Below are 24629 nucleotides of genomic sequence, written 5' to 3' on the forward strand. Positions count from 1 at the left end.
TTGTTGACCCGTCTTGCGCGTTTCCAGCTGGCGATCTTCGGTGTCGTCACCATCATCTGCCTCGCCCTGATCACGACGTCCTACCTGCACCTGCCGGCCGCGCTCGGCCTGGGGGTCTACCACGTGGACGCCAAGTTCGTGGTCGGTGGCGGCATCTACCAGAACGCCAACGTCACCTACCGCGGCGTGACTGTCGGTCGCGTGCAGAATGTCGGCCTGACCGACAACGGCGTGACGACCCAGATGCGGCTGAACACCGACACCCCGGTGCCGGACAACGTCACCGCGACCGTCAAGAGCGTGTCCGCGATCGGTGAGCAGTACATCGATCTGGTGCCGCCGGCCAACCCGTCGAAGAACATGTTGAAGGACGGCGCCACCATCGGCGTCGACCGGACTGCGGTCGGTCAGGACATCGTGGATCTGCTCAACCAGGCCCAGAGTCTGGTCAGCAGCATCAGCAACACGCGGCTGCAGGACCTGCTGCGGGAGTCGTTCAAGGCGTTCAACGGATCCGGTCCGGAACTGTCGCGGATGATCCAGTCGTCGCGGCTGCTGGTCGACGAGGCCAACGCCAACACCGACGAGATCAACAAGCTGCTCGACCAGGCCGGCCCGCTGCTGAAGGCGCAGATCCGTGCCGGCGCCGACCTCAAGACCATGGCGAGCAGCCTCGCGACGCTGACCGGTGAGGCCGCCCAGGCCGACCCGCAGATCCGCTCGCTGCTGAAGACCGTCCCGGGCGCCGTCCAGACCGTCAACGAGACGTTCGACGGCATCCGTCCGACGTTCCCGGTGCTGGCGGCCAACCTGGCCAACTTCGGCCGGATCGGCGTGATCTACCACAAGTCGATCGAGCAGGCGCTGGTGATCTTCCCGGCGCTGATCGCGGCCCTGCTGACCGACGCCGGTGGGTTGCCCATCGACGAAGGCGCGAAGCTGGACTTCAAGATCAGCCTCGGCCAGCCGCCCTGCATGACGGGCTTCGTCCCGGCTCCGGAGATCCGCACACCGGCTGACACCACCGTGCGCGACCTGCCGAACGACCTGTACTGCAAGACCGCGCAGAGCGATCCGAGCACCGTCCGCGGTGCCCGCAACTACCCCTGCATGGAGTACCCGGGCAAGCGCGCCCCCACGGTCCAGATCTGCCGCGACCCGCGGGGTTACGTGCCGATCGGCAGCAACCCGTGGCGTGGCCCGCCAGTGCCGTACGACACTCCGGTCAACGACCCGCGGAACATCACCCCGCCCAACCGGTTCCCGATGATCCCGCCGGGAGCCGACTACGACCCGGGTCCGCCGTCGGTGCAGTTGCCGCCGGGGGTGCCCGCCGGGCCGGGACCTGCGCCCAACGCGCCGTTCCCACTGCCGTACCCGCCGAGTGATCCGGGTCCGCAGCCGCTGCCCTGGCCGTTCTTCGCGCCGCCGGATCAAGTGACTCCGCCGTACGCGATCAACAACCCGCCGGCGCCTGGACCCGAGGGTCAGCCGCAGGCAAGCGGACCGAAGGGACCGCAGAGTACGACGTACGATGCGAATACCGGGGTCTTCGCAGACCCTGCCGGCGGTACGGGAGTGTTCAACGCCGGCTCGAGTAATGGCGACACAGGCGAGTCCTGGGTCGACCTGATGAAGGATCCAAGGCAGGTTTGATGAGTGACCAACCGGCTGCGACGGACGAGACGTCGGAGCCGCCGGTGAGCCGCGTGCGTCGGCGGGCCTCACGGCCCGCCGGCAGCAGCGGCTCAGCAGAGGCTTCAACAGTGCTCGATGTGGCGATTCCGTCGACATCCAGCAAGACATCAACAGAATCGGGAACCACCAAGTCGGTACGTTCGGCGATCCAGGTACCGCGGCGGCAACCGCACCGGTCCCTGGTCGCGACCATCGGCCTGGCGGTCGTCACCGTCCTGGTGGCGGCGCTGGCCGGCGGCACCTGGTTCCTCTGGCACGGCAACGGACAGATCGAGGCGACGCAGGACCGCGATCAGCGGTTCGTGGACACCGCGAAACAGACCGTGGTCAACATGTTCAGTTACACGCAGAAGACCGTCGACGAGAGCGTGAACCGCTTCGTCAACGGCATCGGCCCCGGCCCGTTGCGCGACATGATGAACCAGAGCAACAACGCCGAGAACCTGAAGTACCTGTTCAAGCAGACTCAGGCCAACTCGGAGGCGGTCATCACCGCGGCGGCGCTGGAGAGCATCGACAACACCTCTGACATCGCGAAGGTGCTGGTGACGGTCCGGGTGACCCTGACCGACATCAACGGGGTGAACCAGCCGTCGACGCCCTACCGGCAGCGCGTGTTCATCCGTGAGGACGACAGCGGCCACATGGCCGCCTACGACATCAAATACCCGGACGGAGGCAACTGATGAGCCGGTTGTCCACTGTCCTGACGACGGTACTCGGAGCGGTGCTGGCGGTTGCCGTGGTGGCGCTCGGGGCGCTCGGCGGCTCGGCGTATTGGAACCACGTGCAGCTGGCCGGTGAGCAGGAGGCCGCGGCGGAACTGCCCGACCTGGCCAAGTCTCAGATCCCGCAGATTCTCGGCTATGAGTACAGCAGCGTGCAGCGTTCGACAACGCAGGCGCTGACGCTGATGACGCCGGAGTTCCGCAAGCGGTACGAGGAACTGACGGCAAAGAACAACATCTTCAACGACGCGGTGAAGCGCAAGCTGATCAGCCAGGTGAATGTGGTCGGCGCGGGCATGATCGCGTCGCACCGCGACACCGGGTCGGTGCTGGCGTTCGTCAACCGGGTCATCACCGATGAGCGCAAGCAGCCCAACTATGAGGGCAGCCGGCTGAAGGTCGACTACCGCAAGATCGACGGCAAGTGGCTGATCGACGAGATGACGCCGATCTTCTAGCACCCCAACATGATTCAGGCCCCGGAGCGGCAGCTCCGGGGCCTGAATTGTTTGTACGGTCGCGGCGTCAGTCGCGGGTGTGCGCCAGGGCGTCGAGGAACGCCCGGGCCCAGCGGTCGACGTCGTGGGCCAGCACCTGACGACGCAGTGCGCGCATGCGACGTCGTCCCTCTTCCGGGGACTGGGTCAGGGCGTCGGCGATCGCGTCCTTGACCCCGTCCAGGTGGTGCGGGTTGGTCAGGTACGCCTGCCGCAATTCCTCTGCGGCACCGGTGAATTCGCTGAGCACGAGCGCGCCGCCGAGGTCACTGCGGCAGGCCACGTACTCCTTGGCGACCAGGTTCATGCCGTCGCGCAAGGGCGTCACCAGCATGACGTCCGCGGCGACGAAGAAGGCGATGAGCTCGTCGCGGCCGATCGCCCGGTGCATGTACTGCACGACCGCGTGGCCGACTTCGCTGTACTCGCCGTTGATGTGGCCCACCTGGCGCTCGATGTCCTCGCGCATGACCTTGTAGCTCTCCACCCGTTCCCGGCTCGGGGTGGCGAGCTGCACCAGCACGGTGTCGTGCCGGTTGGCGCGGCCCTCGGCGAGCAGCTCGGAGAACGCCCGCAGCCGCACGTCGATGCCCTTGGTGTAGTCCAGCCGGTCCACGCCCAGCATGATCTTGCGCGGGTTGCCCAGCTCATCGCGGATCTGACGGGCTCGCTGCCGGATGGTGCGGCTACGGGCCTGGGCGTCCAGCGCGGCCGAGTCGATCGAGATGGGGAAGGCGCCGACCTTGACGGTGCGATTGCCGTAGGTCACCTCGCCGAACCGGGAGCGCACGCCGATGGTGTGGCGGGTGGTGTTGGCGTCGAGCAACCGGCGGGCCAGCACCAGGAAGTTCTGTGCGCCGCCTGGCAGATGGAAGCCGACCAGGTCGGCGCCGAGCAGGCCCTCGATGATCTCGGTGCGCCACGGCATCTGCATGAACAGCTCGACGGGCGGGAACGGGATGTGCAGGAAGAACCCGATGGTCAGGTCGGGACGCAGTTCCCGCAGCATCTTGGGTACCAGCTGCAGTTGGTAGTCCTGTACCCAGACGGTCGCACCCTGCGCTGCCGTGCGGGCCGTGGCCTCGGCGAAGCGCTTGTTGACCGCGACGTAGGCGTCCCACCAGTGGCGGTGGTAGGTGGGCTTGACGATGACGTCGTGGTACAGCGGCCACAGTGTCGCGTTGGAGAAGCCCTCGTAGTAGTCGGCGATGTCGTCGGCCGACAGGCTGACCGGGCACAGCGTCAGCTCGTCCTGAGCGATCGGCTCTTCGTCGCTGTCGGCGACGCCGGGCCAGCCGATCCAGGCGCCGCGCTGCTTGCGCAGCAACGGCTCCAGGGCGGTGACGAGACCGCCTGGGCTGCGCTTCCAGGTGATGGAGCCGTCCGGAAGCCGTTCCATGTCGACGGGCAGCCGGTTGGCGACCACGACGAAGTCGGAGTTGCCGACCGTGGACTGCTTGGCGGCCTTACCGCCCTTGGTGGTCTTGGGAGTCGCGGCGGAACCGGCAGCAGCGTCGTTGCCTCCGCGCGCCGTCACGCGTCGAGCTTCGTGGGCCCGATACCCAGCATGGACAGGAACATGCGGCACTCGTCGGCGTCGTTGGCGTACGCGGCGACGACCCGGCGGGCCTGACGGGCGGTGCTGTCGGCCAGGGGCTCCACGTCGCCGATATCTGCGGGATCAGTTTTTGCAGGCATTACACAACTCTAGGCGACTGTTGTTACGGGCTGGAACTCACCGACGAGTGCGGGTGCACCTCGGGTGCCTCGTTCTCCGAGAGGCCGATGCATTCGCCTGTGTTGTGGCCGGTGCACGGAATTCCGTCGACTTCGCCGAGTTGGTCGGACGGCCCGGACACCGGTCCGGGGGCTTGGTCGTTGCCGCCCTCGAAACATGAACCGCTGACCGGGTTTTCGGTCATTCCCGGCGGGCAGTTGGTGTCTCCGAGCAATGCGGAGGACGCCGGGCTGCCGAGAGCGAAAACCGCGGGTGCGGCGACCGTCGCGATGGCGAAGCCGCCGGCCACCAGGAGGCGCCGGTGGATCGGGTGGATGCTCATGGCGTCACGCTTTCGTCAAGGAAAATTTCAGGGTACGCCCAGGTGCTGTGTGGCGGACGGGGAATGTGTGGTCCGGGGTGTACATGGGAAATCGGCGCCCGACCAGCATTGTGTACAACTTTCGAAAAGTGTATACAGGACGAGTCCCCGTCGATCTGTCTATGAGGAGTACGTCGGTGCAGTTTTCAGTTCAGGGTTGGTTGACGGATCGGACCGTGTTGATCACCGGCGGTGGCAGCGGAATCGGCAAGGCCATCGCGCAAGGCGTCGTGGCCGCCGGCGGCAACGCCCTCATCGTCGGCCGCACCGAGGCCACGCTGCAGTCCGCCGCCGAGGAAATTGCGGCGGCCGGGGGACCGGGCGCCATCCGCTGCCAGACCGCCGACGTCACCAACGAGGACGACGTGGCCGCCGCCGTCGCGACCGCCGCCGCCTGGAACGGCAAGCTCTCCGGCGCCGTGCACTGTGCCGGTGGCTCGCTGACCGTCGGGCCCGTCACGCACCTGGATTCGGAGATGTGGCGGCAGACCGTCGACCTGAACGTCAACGGCAGCATGTACGTCGTCAAGCGCACCGCGCGGGAGATGGTGCGCGGCGGCGGCGGATCGTTCGTCGGCATCTCGTCGATCGCGGCGAGCAACACCCACCGCTGGTTCGGTCCGTACGGCGTCACCAAGTCTGCGCTCGATCACCTCGTGCAGCTGGCGGCCGACGAGCTCGGCGCCTCCTGGGTGCGGGCCAACAGCATCCGTCCCGGCCTGATCCGCACCGACCTGGTGGCAGCCAGCATCTTCGAATTCGAGCCGCTGCGTGAGGATTACCAGCAGTGCACCCCGTTGCCCCGGGCCGGCGAGGTCGAGGACGTCGCCAACCTGGCGCTGTTCTTGCTCAGTGACGCATCGCAGTGGATCACGGGCCAGCTGATCAACGTCGACGGCGGCCAGAAGCTGCGCCGTGGCCCGGACTTCTCGGCCATGATGGAGCCGATGTTCGGCGCCGACGCCATGCGTGGTGTGTTCGCCGACTGAGTCCTACTTCGGCGCGACGACGCCGTGGTCGTAGGCGTAGACGATCGCGGCCGCACGATCCCGCAGGTCCAGCTTGGTGAAGATGCGCCCGATGTGGCTCTTCACCGTCACCTCCGAGATGACCAGCCTGCCGGCGATCTCGGCGTTGGTCGCGCCCGATCCGATCAGTTCCAGCACGTCGAGTTCGCGGGCGGTGAGCCGATCGGCCACATCGTCGGACGGTACGCCGGGTGCACGTCGGTAGCCGTTCAGCACGCGGGCGGTGACAGCGGGATCCAGGTACGCCTCGCCGCGCGCGACGGCGTGCACGGCCCGGATCAGCTCCTCGGCCGGTGAGTCCTTGAGGACGAAGCCCGACGCCCCGGCGCGCAGCGCGGCGGACAACAGGTCGTCGTCGTCGAAAGTGGTGAGCGCCAACGCCGGTGGGCCGCCGCCGGTGCGCAGAGCCCGGATGGCGTCGACGCCACTGACGCGCTTCATCCGCAGGTCCATCACGACGACGTCAGGGCGGCACCGGAGCACTTCGCGGGGTACCTCGTCGCCATCGGCGCATTCGCCGACGATGGTGAAGCCGTCCTTACGCCGCAGGATCCGGCGCAGGCCCGAGCGGACGAGCTCCTGATCGTCGACCAGCAGTACGTCGACGGTCGAACCGTCTTTCGGGACTGTGCCGTCAGCCATTGTGGGTCTCGTTGCGTGACATCCGGATTCGGTGCATGGCGCAGTGCTGGGTTGCCGTCGGCGTGACCGGCACGCGAGCCTGGACCGTCCACCCGTCGGGTCCTGGACCGGCCTGGAAATCGCCGTCGAGCAACGCGATGCGCTGGCGCATGCCCGGCAGTCCCGCGCCCGCCGGCCCGCTGGTCACCGGGCGCCACAGCTCGTTGTTGACCGACAGGATGGCCGTGCCTTTCTCCACATACAGTCGCAGCCGTGCCGCGGATGCCGGTGCGTGCTTGGCGACGTTCGCCAAAGATTCCTGGGCCACCCGGTACAGCGCCAGGCCGATTCCGGCGGTGACCGACGCCGGGTCGACCTCGATGCTCGACTCCACCTGCAATCCCGCGTCGGCGAAACTCGTCACCAGGTCGGGTATGTCGGACAACCCGGGCTCGGGGGTCAGCCGCAGCGGAGCCGCGTCGCGTGCGCCGAGCAGGCCGACGGTCTGCCGGATGTCCGACATGGCTTGCCGGCCGAGACGCTCGGCGTCCAGCAGGCCGTCGACCGCCTCGTCGACGTCGTTGTCCTCCTGCAGCGCCCGTCGGGCGCCGGTCAGATGCAGCATCGTCACCGACAGCGAGTGGGCGATCACGTCGTGTATCTCGCGGGCGATCCGACGTCGTTCATCTGCGGTCGCCTGTTCGGTGAGGGCGGCCTGGCGCGCGCGCTCCTCCAGGACGAGACGCTGCTGCAACTGCAGGATGCGGCCGATCATCGCGGCGATGGCCAGGAAGAACAGCAGGTACGGCACATAGGTGGTGAGATGCCCGGCGCGGGCGGCGCCGACCAGGAGCACGGCGCATCCCGCCGCGGCCACCAGCCCGTGCCGCACCGAACCCAGCGCGAACACCTCACCGAGCATGAACATCAGCAGGAACGGCGCCGCGTCGAGGAAGACCGGCGGCCAGCACAACAGCAGCAGACCGACGCCCGTCAGCACCGAAGCTGTGGTGGTTAGAGTCGACGGCTTGTGGCCGAACACGATGAACGCGACGATCGGCGCGAACACCAGTGAGATGGCGACGACCAACAGCCACGGCCGGGCGAAATCCCGTTGCATCGCGGCGGTGCCGGCAACCAGCAGCGACCCGCTGTACATGACGACCGGGACGGTGAACGGGAACTGGTAGGACATCAGGCCGCGTCGTCGCAGGGCGAAGTCGCGGATCCAGGCCATACCGCCAGCGTAGAGCGGGTGCCGGGATTTACACATCATTCGCGGGGCGGCCCGGTTCTCCTACCACGGTAGGAGGCCCGGTCTCGTCCGCAGCACGACGCTTCCGGACCCCGGTCGCTCGTAGTTTCAGTTCCCATGTGGGATGCCATCGCAAGATTCTGTAGCCGCTTCGCGGTCCTGATCATCGGATTGTGGGTGCTGGCCGCGGCGGCGGGCAATCTCCTTGTGCCGCAGGTGGAAACCACCGCACACAACCACGCGCGTGGCTTCCTGCCCGCAGACGCGCCGGTGAACGTCGCCGGTGTCCAGATGGACCAGCAGTTCCACGACGGATCGGGCGGCAACCTCAATTACCTGGTGCTGGAGGGCGATCACCCGCTCGCCGCGCCGGAGCGGGCCTACTACGACCGCCTGCTGAGCACGCTGCGCGCGGATACGACGGACGTGGATTCGGTGATGGACTTGTGGTCCGATCCGGTGACAGCGGCCGGCGCGCAGAGCACCGACGGCAAGGCCGTCTACACGATGCTGCGGATTCGCGGCGAGCTCGGTGCGGCGAAGGCGAATGCCGCGCTGGATGCGGTGCGGCGCATCGTCGCGGCCGCGCCCGCGCCGCCAGGCCTGCACGCCTACGTCACCGGTCCCGGCGCCACCATCGCCGATGAGCTGAGTGCCATCGACAAGCAGATGCTGATGATCACCGGGGTGACCGTGGTGCTGATCGCCGTGCTGCTGTTCGTCGTGTACCGATCGGTGGTCACCGCGGCGATCCCGCTGCTGACCGTCGGCCTGGGTCTCGGGGTGGCACGGGGATTCGTCGCGTTCCTGGGGGAGCGGGACCTGATCGAGGTGTCGATCTTCTCGGTGTCCCTGTTGGCCGCGATGGTGCTCGGTGCGGCAACCGATTACGGCATCTTCCTGCTGGGGCGCTATCACGAACAGCGGCGAGCCGGCGTCGACCACGAGGACGCGCTGGTCGTCGCCAACCGCAGCGTGGCGCCGGTGATCGCCGCGTCCGGCCTGACCATCGCGGCGGCGTTGTCCTGTCTGCTGTTCGCTCAGGTCGGCATGCTTCGCAGCGCCGGATTACCCTGTGCGATCGGCATTCTCACCGGGATGTTCGCATCGCTCACCTTGTTGCCGGCGTTCATCGGGCTGGCCGGTCGGCATGGCCTGGCACAGCCACGAGCGCGCGCCGCCGCCAAGGTGCCCGGGCGCAGCTGGCGCCGGGTCGGGACCGTCGTCGCCCGGTGGCCGGGGCCGGTACTGGTGGCCTCGACGCTGGTCCTGGTGATCTGCGCACTCCCGGTTCTCGGCGTGCGCCTGGGCTTCGATGAGCTTGCCGCACAACCGGATACCACGCACGCCAACCGCGGGTACCAGGCCATGGACCGGCACTTCCCGCCCAACCGGCTGCTGCCCGAGATCGTCTCCATCGAGACCGATCACGACCTGCGCGATCCGGCGGGCGTCATCGCCGTCGAACGGGTGACCCGAAAGATCATGGAGATTCCCGGTATTCGCATGGTGCAGTCGGCATCGCGGCCGTCGGGCTCGCTGCCCGAGCAGGCCGCGCTGACCGACCAGGCCGGCACCATCGCCGACCAGCTCGATGACGGGGTGGCCCAGCTGAGCAAGCGGCTCGGAGCCGTCAACCAGCTGTCCGCGACGTTGGACCACTTCTCTTCGGCGATAACGCAATTGCAGAACGGGCTCGGTGGCAGCGTCCGCGGGCTGGGGCAGCTCGGCTCCGGGATCGAGGCGATGCACGGCGGCATGCAGCAGTTGCGGGACAACGTCACCTCGGTGTCGCAGTACATGGACCCGCTGCGCGGCTTCACGGGCGCCAACCCGAATTGCGCGGGCGACGCCATCTGCTCACTGGTACTCAGGGTCGTCGAACCGATGGATTCCGTGGTGGCGGCCACTGGCACGCTGACCGACAGCACGGTGGGTTTCAGCGCGGGCACCACCGAGATGGCGCGGTCGCTGACCGGTGCGCAGGCGTCGGTGCGTTCGATGCGGGCCGCCGTCGACCAACTCGGCGCGGTGACAACACAATTGACCAAGACCGTCGGCGAGACCCGCGGCATGTTCACCGGGCTGACCGACTATCTGCGTGGGGTACGGGCGGATTTCCAGGACAGTGGCGCGGGTGGCTTCTATCTGCCGCAACGCGCATGGCAGGACCCGCGCTTCCAGCGCGCCGCCGGGTTGTACTTCGCGCCCGACGGCCGGTCGACGCGGCTGCTGGTCTACGGCGACGGCAAGGTGTTCGGCACCGACGGGGCGCTACGGTCACCCGAGATTCTGGCTGCCGTTCGGGAGTCGACGAAAGAGGGCACGCTGGTCCGAAACACGGTATATGTCACCGGCTTTGGCACCGGCACCGCGGAGCTTCGCGGCTATGTGTCCGATGACTTCCTGCTGCTCGCCGGGGTAGCGCTGGCGCTGGTTTTCCTGATCATCCTCGTCATGCTGCGCAGTCCGGTGGCGGCCGCGGTGGTGATCGGCACCGTCGTGGTGTCGTACGCGTCGGCGCTCGGGGTGAGCGCCTTCATCTGGCAGGACCTGCTGGGCAAGGATCTGCACTGGGCGGTGCCGTCGATCGCGTTGATCGCGTTGGTGGCCGTCGGCGCGGACTACAACCTGCTGCTGACCATGCGGCTGCGCGAGGAGGTGACCCGGCCGCACGCGGGCTTGAAGACCGGCATGATCCGGACGTTCGGCGGCACCGGCGGCGTGGTCACCACCGCCGGAATCGTCTTCGGCATCACCATGTTTGCGATGCTCTCCAGCGACGTGCTGAGCATCGAACAGGTCGGCACCACCATCGGCGTCGGCCTGCTGATCGACACCCTGATCGTGCGGACTTTCGTGGTGCCGGGCATCGCCGGGCTGCTCGGCCGGTGGTTCTGGTGGTCGCCGGTGCCGTTGGTGCGGGGCGTGCTGGCCCGGACCTTCACGCGTAGGGAACGGACGCCGCGCCGCCCAGTCGGGCGTCGGGTGTTCCGGGCTGAACCCGCCGTGAACCTGAGTTAGCTCAATGCCACCGTCAGTTCGGCGCCGGTGGCCGCGACGACGTCGTCGACGCTGACGCCGGGGGCGGTCTCGCGCAGGATCAGGGTGCCGTCTCCGGGCACGTCGATGACGGCCAGGTTGGTGATGATCCGGTCGACGACGCCCTGACCGGTCAGCGGCAGTGTGCACGCCTCGACGATCTTCGGGTTGCCGGCCTTGTCGGTGTGCTCCATCAGCACGATGACGCGCGACGCGCCGTGCACCAGGTCCATGGCGCCACCCATGCCCTTGACCATCTTGCCCGGCACCATCCAGTTGGCCAGGTCGCCGTTGCGCGCCACCTCCATGCCACCCAGCACCGCGGTGTCGATGTGGCCGCCGCGGATCATCCCGAACGACAGTGACGAATCGAAGTACGCCGCACCGGGATTCACCGTCACGGTCTCCTTGCCGGCGTTGATGAGGTCGGGGTCGACGGCGTCGTCGGTGGGGTAGGGGCCGGTGCCCAGGATGCCGTTCTCGGAGTGCAGCGTGACGTGCACGTCGCCGGTCAGGAAGCCGGGGATCAGGGTGGGCAGGCCGATGCCGAGGTTGACGTACTCGCCGTCGATCATGTCGGCGGCGGCACGGGCGGCCATCTGGTCACGATTCCAACCGGCTGGTGCGGTCACTTTGCGGCTCCCTCGCTGATGGTGCGCTTCTCGATCTGCTTGTCCTGCGGGCCGGTGTGCACGATGCGCTGCACGAACACGCCGGCGAGGTGGACGTCGTCGGGGTCGATCTCGCCGGGCTGCACCAGCTCCTCGACCTGGACGATGGTGATCCGCCCGGCCATCGCGGCCAACGGGTTGAAGTTGCGGGCGGTCTTGTTGAAGACCAGGTTGCCTGCGGTGTCGGCGCGCAGCGCGTGCACCAGGGCGAAGTCGGCGTTGATCGACTCCTCCAGCACGTACCGCTTGCCGCCGAATTCGCGAATCTCCTTGGGCGGCGAGGCAACCGCGACCGAACCGTCGGCCGCGTACCGCCACGGCAGGCCGCCGTCGGAGACGGGCGTGCCGACGCCGGCCGGGGTGTAGAACGCCGGGATGCCGGCGCCGCCGGCGCGCATCCGCTCGGCCAGCGTGCCCTGTGGGGTGAGTTCCACCTCGAGTTCGCCGGACAGGTACTGACGGGCGAACTCCTTGTTCTCGCCGACGTACGACGCGGTGACCCGGCGGACCTTGCCGAGGCCGAGCAGCACACCGAGGCCGACACCGTCGACACCGCAGTTGTTCGAGAACACCTCGAGGTCGGTGGCACTCGATGCTGCGATGGCATCGATGAGTTGGTCGGGGATTCCGCACAAGCCGAATCCACCGACGGCCAGCGTGGCGCCGTCACCGATGTCGGCGACCGCCGCGGCGGCCGAGGCGTACACCTTCGAGGTCATGGCACTCCATCCAGTCAAACATGCCGTTCATTCAGTAAACGCGGGACCCACTTTTCACTCCAGGCCGCTGACATGGCAAGTCCCTGCTCGAAGCAGGTCAAAAGTGTTCACAGGATGAGCAGTGACGCCATGGGCGTTCATTCAATGAACGCCTACCATGTGGTGATGACCGGTCCGAATGTCGTCGCCCGCGTGGGGGCGATGCTGCGGGCGGTGGCGACGGCCGAACCCGACGGTGCCTCCACCACCGAGCTCGGCAAGTTGGCGGGTTTGGCCCGGCCCACGGCGCACCGGCTGCTGACGGCACTCGCCGACGAACATCTGGTCAGCCGGGATCAGAAGACCGGGCGCTGGTCGCTGGGCCCCGAGCTGTACCTGCTCGGTGTCGGTGCGGCCCAACACCACGACGTCACCGATCAGGCGCGGGCAGTGGTGACCCGACTGGCCCGCGAGACCGGCGAGAGCGCGTTTTTCTCCGCCCGCCGCGGCGATCAGACCGTCTGCGTGCTCAGTGAGGAGGGCAGCTTCCCGTTGCGCTCCCACGTGTTGCAGGTCGGAATCCGATTTCCGCTCGGCGTGGCCAGCGCCGGCCTGGCCATCCTCAGCCATCTGCCGGCCGCGGACGTCGACGACTATTTCTCCCGCGAGCAGCCCGAAACCAATTGGGGGCCCACGCATTCCGAGGCGGCCATCCGCAAGCGCATCGAGCAGACGAGGCGCGCGGGCTATGCGGTCAATCCCGCGCTGCTGGTCGAAGGCAGTTGGGGGATGGCGGCCGCGGTGTTCGACCGGCGCGGCCTGCCCGGGTGGGCGTTGAGCCTCACCGGCGTCGAAACCCGGTTCCGGGCCGGCCGCCGGCGTGAACTGGGGCGGCTGCTGCTCGAGCAGGCCCACGAGTTGTCGGGCCGGCTCCAGGGGTGACCCCGCGTCGCCGTGCGGGTGGCGGTAGGCGATTGTGGACGGGTGACCACTCAGCGCGCGCGTATCGACTTCCCGTCCCGCATCGGTGTCTGGTGGGCCAGCGACAGCTGGGCCATGCCCGACGCGCAGGCCGTGGCCCGCGACATCGAAGCCATGGGCTATGGATCGCTGTTCCTGCCTGAGACGGTCGGCAAGGAGTGCCTCACGGAGTCGGCAGCTTTCCTCGCGGCCACCGACGGGCTGGTGGTCGGCACGGGCATCGCCAACATTCACGTGCGCCTTCCGTCGGCCGCCGAGGCCGGTGCTCGCACGCTGACCGCTCTGTACCCGGGTCGGTTCGTGCTTGGTCTCGGTGTCAGCCACGCACCGTTGGTGGAGCGCGGGATGGGCGGCAGCTATGAAAAGCCGCTCGCCACCATGCGCAACTATCTGGAGCGGATGGCCGCGGTGCCGGACGCCATCGAACCCGGGGTGGGTCGACCGCCTCGACTGCTCGCGGCGTTGGGCCCCAAGATGATCGAGTTGTCGGGCAGTCACGCCGACGGCGCGCATCCGTACCTGGTTCTACCTTCAGCCACTGCGACGACGCGGGACATCCTCGGGCCGGACAAGTGGATCGTCTCCGAGCAGGCAGTGGTTGTCGGCGGTGATGACGCTGAACAGCTGCGTCGTGCCCACGATCACCTGAACGTCTACAGCGGCCTGCCGAACTACCGGAACTCCTGGCTGCGCCAGGGCTTCGACGAGAGCGATCTGGTCCGTGGTGGGTCCGAGCGACTGGCGCGTGCGGTTGTCGGCATGGGCAGCGTCGACGACGCCGCGGCCAAGGTGCGGGCGCATCTGGAGGCAGGTGCCGACCACGTGGTCGTGCAGGTGCTCGGCGAGCACCCGACGGCCGACCCGCGGCCAGGCCTGCGGGAGTTGGCCGCAGTCCTGGGGCTGTAGCCCCAGCTGCCGGCTGGGCCGGTCCGCGACGCTGCGAGGCGAGGCGTCGTGGACCCGGCGCCGGGCTTGGACCGGCTCAGCCCTCGGTAGCGCCCTCGGTGGCAGCCTTACGCCGCTGGTACCAGTGCCAGATCATCGGCGTGATGGACGCGACCAGGATCAGGATGAAGATCGGCTCGAGCAGCTTCTGGACGATGGGGAACCCGCCGAGCCAGTAGCCCAGCAGCGTGATGCCGCAGCCCCACACGATCGCGCCGATGACGTTGTACAGCGTGAAGGCGGCGTAGCCCATCTTCGCGGCGCCGGCGGTGATCGGCGCCAGGGTGCGCACGATCGGCACGAAGCGGGCCAGCAGGATCGCGAACGGCCCGCGTTCTTCGAAGAAGGTGTGCGCCTCGTCCAGGTACTTCTGCTTCAGGACGCGGGCGTCGGGCTTGAACATCGAGGTGCCGAGGAAGCGTCCGATGAGGTACCCGGCCTGCCCACCCAGGATGGCCGCGAGCGGAATGGTCACCATCAGCAGCCAGATGTTGAAGTTGGCCTCGGCGGCGACCTCGGCCTGAGCGGCAGTGCCGGCGGCCAGCATGCCCGCGACGAACAGCAGGGTGTCGCCGGGCAGGATCGGGAACAGCACGCCCGACTCGACGAAGATGACGACCAACAACCCGACCAGGGCCCAGGTGCCGAAATAGGCGATGAGCTTGACCGGATCCATGAAGTCCGGCATGAGGGACAGGGTGCTGATCATGGGGTCAACATACCGGTGCTTGCTGGCCGTTCCATTAACTGCACATCCCTCATAGGGTCAGGGCCATGGCGACTCACAAGGCAATTCACGTTGCGGAAGCCAACGCGCCGCTCACTCTCGTAGAAGTCGACACTGTTTCTCCGCCGCGCGATCACGTTCGGATCGCCGTCGCCGCCTGCGGCGTGTGCGGCACCGACCGTGAGTTCTACGCAGGGCACTTCCCCGGACTTTCGTGGCCGATCACCCTCGGCCACGAGATCGCGGGCACCATCGCCGAACTCGGCGACGGTGTCGAGGATTTCTTCGTCGGCGATCGGGTCGCGGTCGGCTGGTTCGGCGGCAATTGCAACCGCTGTGTGCCGTGCCGCCGGGGCTACTTCATGCAGTGCGTCCGCATGGAGGTGCCGAGCTGGCATTACCCGGGCGGCTACGCCGAATCGGTCGTCGTGCCGGCAACGGCGCTGGCTCGGATTCCGGACGAATTCTCGTTCGCCGAGGCTGCCCCGATGGGGTGCGCGGGCGTGACGACGTTCAACGGATTGCGCAAGACGCGCGCCAAGGCCGGTGATCTGGTCGCGGTGATCGGCATCGGCGGACTCGGTCACCTTGGGGTGCAATTCTCCCGAGCGATGGGTTTCGAGACGGTCGCGATCGCTCGCGGTCCGGAGCGGGAAGCCGCCGCCAAGGAACTCGGTGCCCATTACTACATCGATTCGAACGCCTCGGATGTCGCCGCCGAACTGCAGCGTCTCGGCGGGGCGGCGGTCGTGCTCGCGACCGCGGCGAGCTCGACGGCGATGGCCGACACCGTCGCAGGGCTCGGGCCCGAGGGCGAACTCGTCACCGTCGGCGTCACTCCCGAGCCCCTGCCGGTCAGTCCACTCGACCTGATCAACGGCGGCTTCTCGATCACCGGGCATCCGTCGGGCACCTCGCGCGACGTGGAGGAGACGCTGCACTTCGCCGCGCTCACGGGCGTACGGGCCGTCATCGAGGAACGACCTCTCGCGCAGGCCGCCGAGGCCTTCGAGCGCATGAACAGCGGCCACGCGCACTACCGGGTGGTCCTGACCGTTTGAACTCGTCAACTGCCGGACCCGGTGTCGCACTTGAGCTGAGATTGACTGACATACTGGCCCAGACTGCAGGTTCGCCGAGAGGAAAAACATGCCCATCGCCACGCCCGAGGTCTACGCGGAGATGCTGGCGCGTGCCAAGGAGCACTCGTTCGCGTTCCCGGCCATCAACTGCGTCGGCTCCGAGAGCGTCAACGCCGCGATCAAGGGATTCGCCGACGCCGGTAGCGACGGCATCATCCAATTCTCCACTGGCGGTGCAGAATTCGCCTCTGGTCTCGGCGTCAAGGATATGGTCACCGGGGCGGTCGCGTTGGCCGAGTTCGCCCACGTCGTCGCCGCCAAGTACGACATCACCGTCGCGCTGCACACCGACCACTGCCCCAAGGACAAGCTCGACGGCTTCGTCCGGCCGCTGCTGGCCATCTCGGCCGAGCGCGTCGCCCGCGGCGAGAACCCGCTGTTCCAGTCGCACATGTGGGACGGCTCCGCGGTGCCCATCGACGAGAACCTGCAGATCGCGCAGGAACTGCTGAAGCTGACGTCGGCCGCGAACATCATCCTCGAGGTCGAGATCGGCGTCGTCGGTGGTGAAGAGGACGGCGTCGAGGCCGAGATCAACGAGAAGCTGTACACCAGCTCCGAGGACTTCGAGAAGACCCTCGATGCGCTGGGCTCCGGCGAGAACGGCAAGTACCTGCTGGCCGCCACCTTCGGCAACGTGCACGGCGTCTACAAGCCGGGCAACGTCAAGCTCAAGCCCGAGGTGCTGGCCGAGGGCCAGCGGGTGGCCGCCGCCAAGCTCGGACTGGCCGAGGGCTCCAAGCCATTCGACTTCGTCTTCCACGGTGGTTCGGGCTCGCTGAAGTCCGAGATCGAGGACTCGCTGCGCTACGGCGTGGTGAAGATGAACGTCGACACCGACACCCAGTACGCATTCACCCGTCCGGTGGCGGCACACATGTTCACGAACTACGACGGCGTCCTGAAGATCGACGGCGAGGTCGGCAACAAGAAGGTCTACGACCCGCGCAGCTACCTGAAGAAGGCCGAGGCTTCGATGACCCAGCGCGTCATCGAAGCGTGCAACGACCTGCACAGCACCGGGCGCAGCGTCTCGGCGGGCCTGTCCAGCTAGACCAACACCGCCGACTGGCCAGTTACGACACCAAAATCGCGAGATTCCGTGTCATAGCTGGCCATTCGGCGTTCATGGCGGAATGGCCGCGGGTCAGGAGCACCGTGCCCAGCACCGCCACGGCCGCGATGGCCGCGATCACCAGCACGAGCGCGATGACCCAGCCCCAGCTACGCCGGTCCTTCGGGGCCTTGACGGCGCCCGGGATCAGCTGCGGTGCGGCCGGCGGCATCAGCTCGGTTTCCGGGTCCGGGAGCGGGGTGATGATCTGCGTCTTGCCATCGAAGCTCGACGGCGCGGTGAAGCGCCGCACCGGAATGGTCGGGTCGGTCGCCGGATCGGCGGGCTCGAAGATTTCGGTTGCCGCCGCGGCGTCGTCCTCGGCTGTCGAGGCAGTGCGCGGATTCGCGTCGCGACGGTCGTCCGGTCCCGTCGGATTCGACATGGCGGCTGGGTTCGACATGGGGGTGTCTGTCCTCCCGATCAAAGTCGCGCACTGGGGCCGATGCGCCCGTTGCCGGCCGCGACGTCCTACCTGGAGCTTAATCGCCCGCCTGCGGGATCTCAGCGAGCGGCCGCACGGCACAATGGCGCCATGACGCGAATGGGTGATCTGCTGGGTCCGGAGCCGGTGCTGCTGCCTGCCAACTTCGAGGCTGAGGACGCTCTGGCCGCGGGCACGTCCGCGACCGACGTTGCTGCGGCTCACCCGACCGCGTCGATCGCCTGGGCCGCCCTGGCAGAGGCCGCGCTGGCCGACGGCCAGACCATCACCGCGTACGCCTACGCCCGCACGGGCTACCACCGCGGCCTGGACCAGCTCCGCCGCAACGGCTGGAAGGGCTTCGGCCCGGTGCCGTTCGCACACGAACCGAACCAGGGTTTCCTGCGTTGTGTGGCCGTGCTGGCCAAGGCCGCGGGGGCGATCGGTGAGCAGGACGAGCACCTGCGCTGCCTGGACCTGCTGGACGACTGCGATCCGGCAGCCCGTGGCGAGCTGGGTCTGTAGCTAGTCCATCTCGCAGTGGCAGGCGCCGTCAGCCGGCGGTTCCACCTGAACGGTGGCGTGGTCCAGCCCGCGGGCGGCCAGCACGGCGCGGGCCGACTCCAGGACGCGGGCCGAATCCTCGGCGGACGTCAGGTGCGCGGTGGCCATGTCCTTGCCGGGCACCAGGGTCCACACGTGCAGATCGTGCACATCGGTGACGCCGTCGACGGCGGCCAGTGCGGAGCGCAGTTCGTCGACGTCGATGTGGCTGGGTGAGGACTCCGACAGGATGCGCAGGGCGGCCCGGGCCAGCGCGATGGCCCGCGGCAGCACCCACAGCGCGACCAGGACGGCGACGACGACGTCGGCGTACGGCCAGCCGGTGGTGACGTTGACGATGCCCGCGATCAGGACGCCGACGCTGCCGACGGTGTCCGCGACGACCTCCATGTAGGCGCCCTTGACCGCGAGGCTGCTGTCGGCGTCGGAGCGCAGCAGCAGGACGACGACGAGGTTGGCGAGCAGCCCCGCGAGCGCGACGACGATCATCGGCACACCGGGAATCTCCGGCGCGTTCCCGAGGCGCTCGAACGCTTCGTAGAGGATGAACGCCGCGACGCCCATCAACAGCGCCGCGTTGGCCACCGCGGTGAACACTTCGGCGCGGTGCCAGCCGTAGGTACGGGCGGCTGAGGTCGATCCGCGGCGGGCGAGCAGGACGGCGCCCAGGCCCATGAACATCGCGACCAGGTCGGTGAGCATGTGGCCGGCGTCGGCCAGCAGCGCGATCGAGTTGATCATCAACGCGGTGGTCAGCTCGATGACGAAGAAGACGCCGAGTACTGCCGCGGCGATGATCATCCGACTGGCACGCGTGTTCGCGCCGTGGTTGTGGTCGTGTCCGGCACCCATGCCAGAAATATATGCAGAACTACGCATATGTCGCAAGGTGGCGTGGGATTTGTGCACGAAAATCCGCGGTCAGCGTGGAAAATCGTGCACAAATCCCTGCTACCAGGCGGACCAGAACCTGGTCAGCGCGCTGCCGATCATCGCAAGGCGCGGCGGCACCCCGGTCAGGCTGACGGCGGAGTAGACGACGTTGAAGAACAGCCGGTTCAGCTCCGGGACGATCAGCAGCAGCATCAGCAGCAGGAAGCCCCACTGCCGGGCGGGGAGCAGGGCGCGCTGCGTGTCGGGGCTCAGGTGCGGTTCCAGCGCGCCGTAGCCGTCCAGGCCCGGGATCGGCAACAGGTTCAAGAACAGCGCGGTGACCTGCAAGAACCCCAGGAAGGCCAGGCCCGCCCAGAACACCGGATGGTCGCTGTCGAACAGCGCCGCGGTGCTGACCAGCAGGACGACGGCCAGCACCAGGTTCGCGAACGGGCCGGCCAGGCTGACCAGGGTGCGCTGGCGCGGCGTCATGTACTCGGTGCGCACGTACACCGCGCCGCCGGGCAGGCCGATGCCGCCGAGGGCGATGAACAGCGCGGGCAGGCCCAGGGACAGCAGCGGGCTGGCGTACTTCGCCGGGTTCAGCGTGAGGTAGCCGCGCAGTTCCACGTCACGGTCGCCGAACCGCCAGGCGGTGTAGGCGTGGCCGAATTCGTGCAGGCAGAGCGAGACGGTCCAGCCTGCGATGACGAACACGAAGACGCCCGCGTAGGCCAGCGGCCGGACCTCGGCACCGCAGAACCAGGCGACGGCGCCACCGGCGATGGTCAGGGCCACGATCGCCCAGAAGACGGGGCTGGGACGGACTGCGCGCCGCACGGGCATGGTCATGACTGCAAACTAGCCGACTCGCAGCCAACCTTGGATGTGGCGGTAGAACGCCGACCGTCGCGCCGGGCGGGCGGCCGCCACGCCGTCGCGTTCCACCAAAACTCCGGTGCTCCCGAGTTGCGCGGCGCGGCCCGCCACCCAGCCCCGGCCCAGCCCCGAACGCCCGGCCCCGAGGGTCCGTGCCCGCAGTCCCGGCATGCCGGGCAGTGGTTCGATCACGACGCCTGTGGACTCGCCGTCGAACAGCACCGTGTCGTCGACGACGGCCTCTCCGGTGATGGCGTCGCCGTCCGACGGCAGCCAGCGCGCGGACCGCACGATCACCGCGCCGGTCTCGTCCCGGATCAGTGGAACACGTTGGGCGACACCGCCTCTGGCGCGGCGTGCGGCACCCCAGCCGCCGTGTGGCAGGGGTGGGACGAAGCCGACCTCGACGTCGAGCCGGTCGTCGCGCAGTAGCCGGGCCAGGGTGGCCGACAGGTCGGCATGACCGCCGACCACGATCACCCGGACGGCGTCGTCGGGGATCGTCGGAGCGCTGGCCGACGGCACTGTGACGGCCGTCAGATCTGCCAGCGCACGGGGGATCCTGCGGTCGCCGAAGACCAACGCCACGACATCACCGGAGGCCTCTCTGGCGGTCAAGGCCTCTCCTCTCGTCCTGCTGGGATAAGGTTGCTCACCGGCTGCCACTGTATTCAGGCAGGTGATGCGGGAGGCAAAACGATGCCGGCAATCGTGCTCATCGGGGCCCAATGGGGTGACGAGGGCAAAGGTAAGGCCACCGATCTACTCGGTGGACGTGTGCAATGGGTGGTTCGCTACCAAGGCGGCAACAACGCCGGGCACACGGTGGTACTGCCCACGGGGGAGAATTTCGCTCTTCACCTCATCCCGTCGGGCATCTTGACACCCGGGGTCACCAACGTGATCGGCAACGGTGTCGTGGTGGATCCGGGCGTGCTGCTCAGCGAGCTGTCAGGGCTCGAGGACCGCGGTGTGGACACCAGCAAGCTCATGATCTCGGCTGACGCGCACTTGCTGATGCCGTACCACGTGGCGATCGACAAGGTCACCGAGCGGTACGCGGGCAGCAAGAAGATCGGCACCACCGGTCGCGGCATCGGTCCCTGCTACCAGGACAAGATCGCGCGCATCGGCATCCGGGTGGCCGACGTCCTCGATGAGGAGCAGCTAGCCAACAAGGTCGAGGCCGCTCTCGAGTTCAAGAACCAGGTGCTGGTCAAGATCTACAACCGCAAGGCGCTCGACCCGGCTGAGGTCGTCGAGAGCCTGCTGGAGCAGGCCGAGGGCTTCAAGCACCGCATCGCGGACGCCCGGCTGCTGCTCAATGAGGCGCTGGAGCGTGGCGAGACGGTTCTGCTGGAGGGCTCGCAGGGCACCCTGCTGGACGTCGACCACGGCACCTACCCGTTCGTGACGTCGTCCAACCCGACTGCGGGTGGCGCGGCGGTCGGCTCGGGCATCGGCCCGACTCGCATCACCACGGTGCTGGGCATCCTGAAGGCGTACACGACGCGCGTGGGCTCGGGTCCGTTCCCGACGGAGCTGTTCGACGAGTACGGCGCCTACCTGTCCAAGACGGGCGGCGAGGTCGGTGTGACCACCGGCCGCGCCCGGCGCTGCGGTTGGTTCGACGCCGTCATCGCCCGATATGCGACCCGGGTCAACGGCATCACCGACTACTTCCTGACCAAGCTCGACGTGCTGTCCAGCCTGGAGACGGTGCCGATCTGCGTCGGCTACACCGTCGACGGCAAGCGCACCGACGAGATGCCGATGACGCAGGCCGACATCGCCCGCGCCGAGCCGATCTACGAGGAACTGCCGGGCTGGTGGGAGGACATCTCCACCGCGCGCGAGTTTTCCGATCTGCCCGCCAAGGCGCAGGACTACGTGCTGCGGCTCGAGGAGCTCTCCGGAGCCCACGTGTCGTGCATCGGCGTCGGTCCCGGCCGGGATCAGACGATCGTGCGCCGGGACATCCTCGGGTGACCCAAGGGGCGAGCGAAGCGACGGGGAAATCCGAAGGATTCATCGACCAGCACGGCGGGTTCCCACGATTCGAGGTTGCCGACCCCGGCCCGGGGTTCGGTCGCTTCCTCGAGGGCATGCGGCGGCTGCAGGATTTGGCGGTCTCGGCCAATCCGGACAGCGACACCTGGGACGACGCCGCCGACCGCGTCGAGGAACTGGTCAAGCTGCTGGCGCCGTTCCAGGCAGCTGAAGGCGTCGGCCCGGCCATCCGGGTGCCGTCGCTGCCAGGCGCCGGCAGCCTGCTGATGCCGCCGTGGACGGTCACGAAGTTCTCGCCCGAGGGCGTCGAAATGCAGGTCGAGTTCAGCCGCTACCACGTGGGCGGCAACTACGCCGTGCACGGCGGGGTGCTGCCGCTGCTGTTCGATCAGGCTTTCGGCATGCTGATCCACGCGGTCAGTCGGCCGATGAGCCGCACGGCGTACCTGCATGTCGACTACCGCAAGGTCACCCCGATCGACACGGTGCTGACCGCCAAGGCACGCGTCACCGAGGTTGATGGCCGCAAGACGTTCGTCGCTGCCGAACTGTTCGACCCCGAGGGCAATCTGCTGGCCGAGGCCAATGGCCTGATGGTCAGCCTGCTGCCCGGCCAGCCCTAGCGTTCGGCGCGTAGCCCGGGCCACCAGATGCGGGGGCCGATCAGGGTGAACAGCGCCGGGATGATGACGGTGCGCACCACGAAGGTGTCCAGCAGGATGCCGAGGCCGACGATGATGCCCAGCTGGGTGAGCACGATCAGCGGCAGCACGCCCAGCACGCAGAACACCGCGGCCAGCACGATGCCGGCACTGGTGATCACCGCGCCCGTCGCAGAGACCGCCCGCACGATGCCCTGCCGGTTGCCGAATTCCGGGGTCTCTTCGCGGGCCCGGGTCACCAGGAAAATGGTGTAGTCGACGCCGAGCGCGACCAGGAACAGGAACGCGAACAGCGGAGTTCCGTTGTCCAGCGCGGGAAATCCGAACAGGTGCACGCTGGCCCAGCCGCCAACGCCGAGCGCGGCCAGCGCGCTGAGTACCGTCACCGCGACCAGGATCAGCGGTGCCAGAGCCGAGCGCAGCAGGACGTAGAGGACGGCCAGGACCACCAGCAGGATCGCCGGGATGACGATCCGTCGGTCGTGTTGCGCTGCCGCCGCGGCGTCGCGGGCCTGCGCGTCGGGGCCGCCGACCACGGCGTCGGCGTCGAGTTGGTGCGCCGAATCGCGAAGAGCGTCAACGGTTTTGAATGCCTCTGGGGAGGCGGGCGCGGCAGCCAGCACCACCGACCACTGATTCAGGCCCGACGCCGACCGTCCCGCCGGGGTCGCCGACACCACGCCGGGCGTGCGGGTGATGGCCTCAGCGACCTCGGGGGCGGCTGCGATGACGGTCGTCGGGTTGGTCAGGCCGCTGGGGAAGTGTGCGGCGAGGGTGTCGTAGCCGGCGACGGACTCGGCCTGGACCCGGAACTGCTGGGTCTGCGACAGCCCGACGGGCAGGTTGACCAGTCCGGCGCACAGCACGGCCAAGGCGGCCAGCGCCAGCGTGGCGACGCGGCCGGGCCGGTGGGAGACCCCCGCGGCGATGCGGTGCCAGACGCCGCTTTCGGTGAGCGGCATGGCGTGCGAACCGGTTTCGGGGATGAAGGGCCAGAACAGCCGGCGGCCGAACAATCCCAGCAGCGGCGGCAGCACCAGTAAGACGAACACGGCGGCGACCACCAGGCCGGCCGCGGCCTGCACGCCGAGGCTGCGGTTGGTCGGGGCCGAGGCGAGCAACAGGGTCAGCAGCGCCAGCACCACGGTGGCGTTGCTGGCCAGGATCGCCGGGGCCGCGGCGCGCCATGCGACCCGTAGGGCATCCCGATGGTCACGATGTAGGGACAGTTCCTCGCGGTAGCGCGAAATCAGTAGCAGCGCATAGTTGGTGCCCGCTCCGAACACCAGCACGCTGGTGATGCCCGCCGTCGACCCGTCGGGATTCAGTCCCGTCGCGGTGGCCACTGCGGTACCGACGACGGCACCCACCTGATCGGCGAAACCGATCACCAACAGCGGGATCAGCCAGAGCACGGGGGAGCGGTACGTGACGATCAGCAGCAGCGCCACGACGGCGGCGGTCACCGCCAACAGCGTGAAGTTCGCTCCGGCAAAGGAATTGGCGATGTCGGCGCCGAACGCCGGTCCGCCGGTGACCTGTGCCCGCAGTCCGTCGGGCAGCGACGTCGATACCTGTGACCGCAGGTCGTGGACCGCGTCGCGGAGGTCGAAGCCGGACAGGTCCGTCGCCAGCGGCGCGACGCGCAACGCGGCCTTGCCGTCGGTCGACACCTGCGCGCCGGCACCTGCGGCGGCGATATCGGCCGGGGTCAAGGGTGCGTCGTCGGTGCGGGTCACCACGATGATCGCCGGCGCGGTCTCGCCGCCTGGGAACTGGGCGCGCAGCGCGTCGGCGCGGGCGGACTCGGCACTGGCCGGCACGGCCACCGGCGACTTCGACGATGAACCCCCGGTACCGAGCAGGGCCATCGCCAGACCGGAGAGCACCAGGACGATCAGGGCTGATGCCCATGCGATACGTGTGGACACCTCGAAAATATTTCAGATACTTAACTATTAATCAAATGAA

General features: G+C 68.1%; 25 protein-coding genes. 12 read left to right on the forward strand and 13 right to left on the reverse strand.

What is annotated here, in order from left to right:
- From ACNO8X_RS06925 to ACNO8X_RS06935, 3 genes are read left to right on the forward strand one after another with little or no spacing between them, the layout of a single operon-like run.
- Complete coding sequence (locus tag ACNO8X_RS06925) at nucleotides 1-1656, forward strand: MCE family protein (RefSeq protein ID WP_418005803.1); 1656 nt, start codon at nucleotides 1-3, stop codon at nucleotides 1654-1656.
- Nucleotides 1656-2384: a mammalian cell entry protein gene (locus ACNO8X_RS06930; RefSeq protein ID WP_418004704.1), complete on the forward strand. Its 729-nt coding sequence runs from the start codon at nucleotides 1656-1658 to the stop codon at nucleotides 2382-2384. The genes ACNO8X_RS06925 and ACNO8X_RS06930 overlap by 1 nt, the downstream gene beginning before the upstream one ends.
- Nucleotides 2384-2884, forward strand: a complete 501-nt coding sequence (locus ACNO8X_RS06935; RefSeq protein ID WP_418004705.1) for a mammalian cell entry protein — start codon at nucleotides 2384-2386, stop codon at nucleotides 2882-2884. Before ACNO8X_RS06930 ends, ACNO8X_RS06935 begins: the two co-directional genes overlap by 1 nt.
- Before the next feature lie 67 nt (nucleotides 2885-2951).
- Here ACNO8X_RS06935 and ACNO8X_RS06940 read toward each other — a convergent pair whose 3' ends face one another.
- The 3 genes from ACNO8X_RS06940 to ACNO8X_RS06950 all read right to left on the reverse strand — a co-directional run bounded on the left by ACNO8X_RS06940 (nucleotide 2952) and on the right by ACNO8X_RS06950 (nucleotide 4983).
- Nucleotides 2952-4349, reverse strand: coding sequence for an alpha,alpha-trehalose-phosphate synthase (UDP-forming) (locus ACNO8X_RS06940; RefSeq protein ID WP_418005804.1), 1398 nt, complete (start codon nucleotides 4347-4349; stop codon nucleotides 2952-2954).
- Nucleotides 4350-4456: 107 nt separating this feature from the next.
- The gene (locus ACNO8X_RS06945) at nucleotides 4457-4621 is read right to left on the reverse strand and encodes a hypothetical protein (protein ID WP_090562895.1); all 165 of its coding nucleotides are present in this window, start codon (nucleotides 4619-4621) and stop codon (nucleotides 4457-4459) included.
- Nucleotides 4622-4644: 23 nt separating this feature from the next.
- Entirely contained in the window at nucleotides 4645-4983 is a 339-nt protein-coding gene (locus ACNO8X_RS06950; RefSeq protein WP_418004706.1) for an intersectin-EH binding protein Ibp1, read from the reverse strand.
- Between the two features lie 176 nt (nucleotides 4984-5159).
- Between ACNO8X_RS06950 and ACNO8X_RS06955 the strand changes: the two genes are divergently transcribed.
- Nucleotides 5160-6011, forward strand: a complete 852-nt coding sequence (locus ACNO8X_RS06955) for an SDR family oxidoreductase (RefSeq protein WP_418004707.1) — start codon at nucleotides 5160-5162, stop codon at nucleotides 6009-6011.
- 3 nt (nucleotides 6012-6014) lie between these two features.
- Here the strand turns inward: ACNO8X_RS06955 and ACNO8X_RS06960 are convergent, their stop codons facing one another.
- Both ACNO8X_RS06960 and ACNO8X_RS06965 read right to left on the reverse strand, forming a co-directional pair.
- Entirely contained in the window at nucleotides 6015-6692 is a 678-nt protein-coding gene (locus ACNO8X_RS06960; protein WP_418004708.1) for a response regulator, read from the reverse strand.
- On the reverse strand, nucleotides 6685-7908 hold the full coding sequence (locus ACNO8X_RS06965) for a sensor histidine kinase (RefSeq protein ID WP_418004709.1): 1224 nt from the start codon (nucleotides 7906-7908) through the stop codon (nucleotides 6685-6687). The genes ACNO8X_RS06960 and ACNO8X_RS06965 overlap by 8 nt, the downstream gene beginning before the upstream one ends.
- A gap of 135 nt (nucleotides 7909-8043) precedes the next feature.
- Between ACNO8X_RS06965 and ACNO8X_RS06970 the strand changes: the two genes are divergently transcribed.
- Entirely contained in the window at nucleotides 8044-10950 is a 2907-nt protein-coding gene (locus ACNO8X_RS06970) for an RND family transporter (RefSeq protein WP_418004710.1), read from the forward strand.
- On the opposite strand, the gene ACNO8X_RS06975 is transcribed toward ACNO8X_RS06970, so the two are convergent.
- Both ACNO8X_RS06975 and ACNO8X_RS06980 read right to left on the reverse strand, forming a co-directional pair.
- The gene (locus tag ACNO8X_RS06975; protein WP_418004711.1) at nucleotides 10947-11600 is read right to left on the reverse strand and encodes a 3-oxoacid CoA-transferase subunit B; all 654 of its coding nucleotides are present in this window, start codon (nucleotides 11598-11600) and stop codon (nucleotides 10947-10949) included. The two genes, ACNO8X_RS06970 and ACNO8X_RS06975, sit on opposite strands and share 4 nt — an antisense overlap.
- Entirely contained in the window at nucleotides 11597-12358 is a 762-nt protein-coding gene (locus tag ACNO8X_RS06980; RefSeq protein ID WP_071285609.1) for a CoA transferase subunit A, read from the reverse strand. The genes ACNO8X_RS06975 and ACNO8X_RS06980 overlap by 4 nt, the downstream gene beginning before the upstream one ends.
- 165 nt (nucleotides 12359-12523) lie before the next feature.
- Here ACNO8X_RS06980 and ACNO8X_RS06985 point away from each other — a divergent pair, with 165 nt between their 5' ends.
- Together ACNO8X_RS06985 and ACNO8X_RS06990 are read left to right on the forward strand one after the other, a co-directional pair.
- Nucleotides 12524-13279: an IclR family transcriptional regulator gene (locus ACNO8X_RS06985; RefSeq protein ID WP_036420446.1), complete on the forward strand. Its 756-nt coding sequence runs from the start codon at nucleotides 12524-12526 to the stop codon at nucleotides 13277-13279.
- Nucleotides 13280-13321: 42 nt separating this feature from the next.
- A complete protein-coding gene (locus ACNO8X_RS06990; protein ID WP_418004712.1) occupies nucleotides 13322-14224 on the forward strand; it encodes an LLM class F420-dependent oxidoreductase in 903 nt (300 codons plus the stop codon).
- A gap of 76 nt (nucleotides 14225-14300) precedes the next feature.
- On the opposite strand, the gene ACNO8X_RS06995 is transcribed toward ACNO8X_RS06990, so the two are convergent.
- Complete coding sequence (locus tag ACNO8X_RS06995; protein ID WP_418004713.1) at nucleotides 14301-14972, reverse strand: VTT domain-containing protein; 672 nt, start codon at nucleotides 14970-14972, stop codon at nucleotides 14301-14303.
- A 65-nt stretch (nucleotides 14973-15037) separates the two neighbouring features.
- Between ACNO8X_RS06995 and ACNO8X_RS07000 the strand changes: the two genes are divergently transcribed.
- Together ACNO8X_RS07000 and fbaA are read left to right on the forward strand one after the other, a co-directional pair.
- A complete protein-coding gene (locus ACNO8X_RS07000) occupies nucleotides 15038-16051 on the forward strand; it encodes an alcohol dehydrogenase catalytic domain-containing protein (protein WP_418004714.1) in 1014 nt (337 codons plus the stop codon).
- Nucleotides 16052-16139: 88 nt separating this feature from the next.
- A complete protein-coding gene (fbaA, locus tag ACNO8X_RS07005; RefSeq protein ID WP_418004715.1) occupies nucleotides 16140-17186 on the forward strand; it encodes a class II fructose-bisphosphate aldolase in 1047 nt (348 codons plus the stop codon).
- A 22-nt stretch (nucleotides 17187-17208) separates the two neighbouring features.
- Here fbaA and ACNO8X_RS07010 read toward each other — a convergent pair whose 3' ends face one another.
- On the reverse strand, nucleotides 17209-17649 hold the full coding sequence (locus ACNO8X_RS07010; protein ID WP_418004716.1) for a hypothetical protein: 441 nt from the start codon (nucleotides 17647-17649) through the stop codon (nucleotides 17209-17211).
- 132 nt (nucleotides 17650-17781) lie between these two features.
- Here ACNO8X_RS07010 and ACNO8X_RS07015 point away from each other — a divergent pair, with 132 nt between their 5' ends.
- The gene (locus tag ACNO8X_RS07015) at nucleotides 17782-18195 is read left to right on the forward strand and encodes a DUF3151 domain-containing protein (RefSeq protein ID WP_043398243.1); all 414 of its coding nucleotides are present in this window, start codon (nucleotides 17782-17784) and stop codon (nucleotides 18193-18195) included.
- Here the strand turns inward: ACNO8X_RS07015 and ACNO8X_RS07020 are convergent, their stop codons facing one another.
- From ACNO8X_RS07020 to ACNO8X_RS07030, 3 genes are all read right to left on the reverse strand, one after another.
- Complete coding sequence (locus ACNO8X_RS07020; RefSeq protein WP_418004717.1) at nucleotides 18196-19086, reverse strand: cation diffusion facilitator family transporter; 891 nt, start codon at nucleotides 19084-19086, stop codon at nucleotides 18196-18198.
- 99 nt (nucleotides 19087-19185) lie between these two features.
- A complete protein-coding gene (locus ACNO8X_RS07025; protein WP_418004718.1) occupies nucleotides 19186-19959 on the reverse strand; it encodes a site-2 protease family protein in 774 nt (257 codons plus the stop codon).
- Between the two features lie 9 nt (nucleotides 19960-19968).
- Nucleotides 19969-20604, reverse strand: a complete 636-nt coding sequence (locus ACNO8X_RS07030) for a peptidase M50 (RefSeq protein WP_418004719.1) — start codon at nucleotides 20602-20604, stop codon at nucleotides 19969-19971.
- 81 nt (nucleotides 20605-20685) lie between these two features.
- Here ACNO8X_RS07030 and ACNO8X_RS07035 point away from each other — a divergent pair, with 81 nt between their 5' ends.
- Together ACNO8X_RS07035 and ACNO8X_RS07040 are read left to right on the forward strand one after the other, a co-directional pair.
- A complete protein-coding gene (locus ACNO8X_RS07035; protein WP_418004720.1) occupies nucleotides 20686-21975 on the forward strand; it encodes an adenylosuccinate synthase in 1290 nt (429 codons plus the stop codon).
- Nucleotides 21972-22619: a PaaI family thioesterase gene (locus tag ACNO8X_RS07040; protein ID WP_418004721.1), complete on the forward strand. Its 648-nt coding sequence runs from the start codon at nucleotides 21972-21974 to the stop codon at nucleotides 22617-22619. The genes ACNO8X_RS07035 and ACNO8X_RS07040 overlap by 4 nt, the downstream gene beginning before the upstream one ends.
- On the opposite strand, the gene ACNO8X_RS07045 is transcribed toward ACNO8X_RS07040, so the two are convergent.
- Nucleotides 22616-24589, reverse strand: coding sequence for an MMPL family transporter (locus ACNO8X_RS07045; RefSeq protein WP_418004722.1), 1974 nt, complete (start codon nucleotides 24587-24589; stop codon nucleotides 22616-22618). The two genes, ACNO8X_RS07040 and ACNO8X_RS07045, sit on opposite strands and share 4 nt — an antisense overlap.
- Between the last annotated feature and the right edge of the window lie 40 nt (nucleotides 24590-24629).

Source organism: Mycobacterium sp. PDNC021, from assembly GCF_048282635.1.
Classification (GTDB): domain Bacteria; phylum Actinomycetota; class Actinomycetes; order Mycobacteriales; family Mycobacteriaceae; genus Mycobacterium; species Mycobacterium llatzerense.

Bases quoted from the DNA above. Each gene is read 5' to 3' on its own strand.
- ACNO8X_RS06930 (WP_418004704.1), top strand. From the start codon at position 1,656: ATGAGTGACCAACCGGCTGCGACGGACGAGACGTCGGAGCCGCCGGTG.
- ACNO8X_RS06935 (WP_418004705.1), top strand. From the start codon at position 2,384: ATGAGCCGGTTGTCCACTGTCCTGACGACGGTACTCGGAGCGGTGCTG.
- ACNO8X_RS06945 (WP_090562895.1), bottom strand. From the start codon at position 4,621: ATGCCTGCAAAAACTGATCCCGCAGATATCGGCGACGTGGAGCCCCTG.
- ACNO8X_RS06950 (WP_418004706.1), bottom strand. From the start codon at position 4,983: ATGAGCATCCACCCGATCCACCGGCGCCTCCTGGTGGCCGGCGGCTTC.
- ACNO8X_RS06960 (WP_418004708.1), bottom strand. From the start codon at position 6,692: ATGGCTGACGGCACAGTCCCGAAAGACGGTTCGACCGTCGACGTACTG.
- ACNO8X_RS06965 (WP_418004709.1), bottom strand. From the start codon at position 7,908: ATGGCCTGGATCCGCGACTTCGCCCTGCGACGACGCGGCCTGATGTCC.
- ACNO8X_RS06970 (WP_418004710.1), top strand. From the start codon at position 8,044: ATGTGGGATGCCATCGCAAGATTCTGTAGCCGCTTCGCGGTCCTGATC.
- ACNO8X_RS06980 (WP_071285609.1), bottom strand. From the start codon at position 12,358: ATGACCTCGAAGGTGTACGCCTCGGCCGCCGCGGCGGTCGCCGACATC.
- ACNO8X_RS06985 (WP_036420446.1), top strand. From the start codon at position 12,524: ATGACCGGTCCGAATGTCGTCGCCCGCGTGGGGGCGATGCTGCGGGCG.
- ACNO8X_RS06995 (WP_418004713.1), bottom strand. From the start codon at position 14,972: ATGATCAGCACCCTGTCCCTCATGCCGGACTTCATGGATCCGGTCAAG.
- ACNO8X_RS07000 (WP_418004714.1), top strand. From the start codon at position 15,038: ATGGCGACTCACAAGGCAATTCACGTTGCGGAAGCCAACGCGCCGCTC.
- fbaA (WP_418004715.1), top strand. From the start codon at position 16,140: ATGCCCATCGCCACGCCCGAGGTCTACGCGGAGATGCTGGCGCGTGCC.
- ACNO8X_RS07010 (WP_418004716.1), bottom strand. From the start codon at position 17,649: ATGTCGAACCCAGCCGCCATGTCGAATCCGACGGGACCGGACGACCGT.
- ACNO8X_RS07015 (WP_043398243.1), top strand. From the start codon at position 17,782: ATGACGCGAATGGGTGATCTGCTGGGTCCGGAGCCGGTGCTGCTGCCT.
- ACNO8X_RS07020 (WP_418004717.1), bottom strand. From the start codon at position 19,086: ATGGGTGCCGGACACGACCACAACCACGGCGCGAACACGCGTGCCAGT.
- ACNO8X_RS07025 (WP_418004718.1), bottom strand. From the start codon at position 19,959: ATGACCATGCCCGTGCGGCGCGCAGTCCGTCCCAGCCCCGTCTTCTGG.
- ACNO8X_RS07035 (WP_418004720.1), top strand. From the start codon at position 20,686: ATGCCGGCAATCGTGCTCATCGGGGCCCAATGGGGTGACGAGGGCAAA.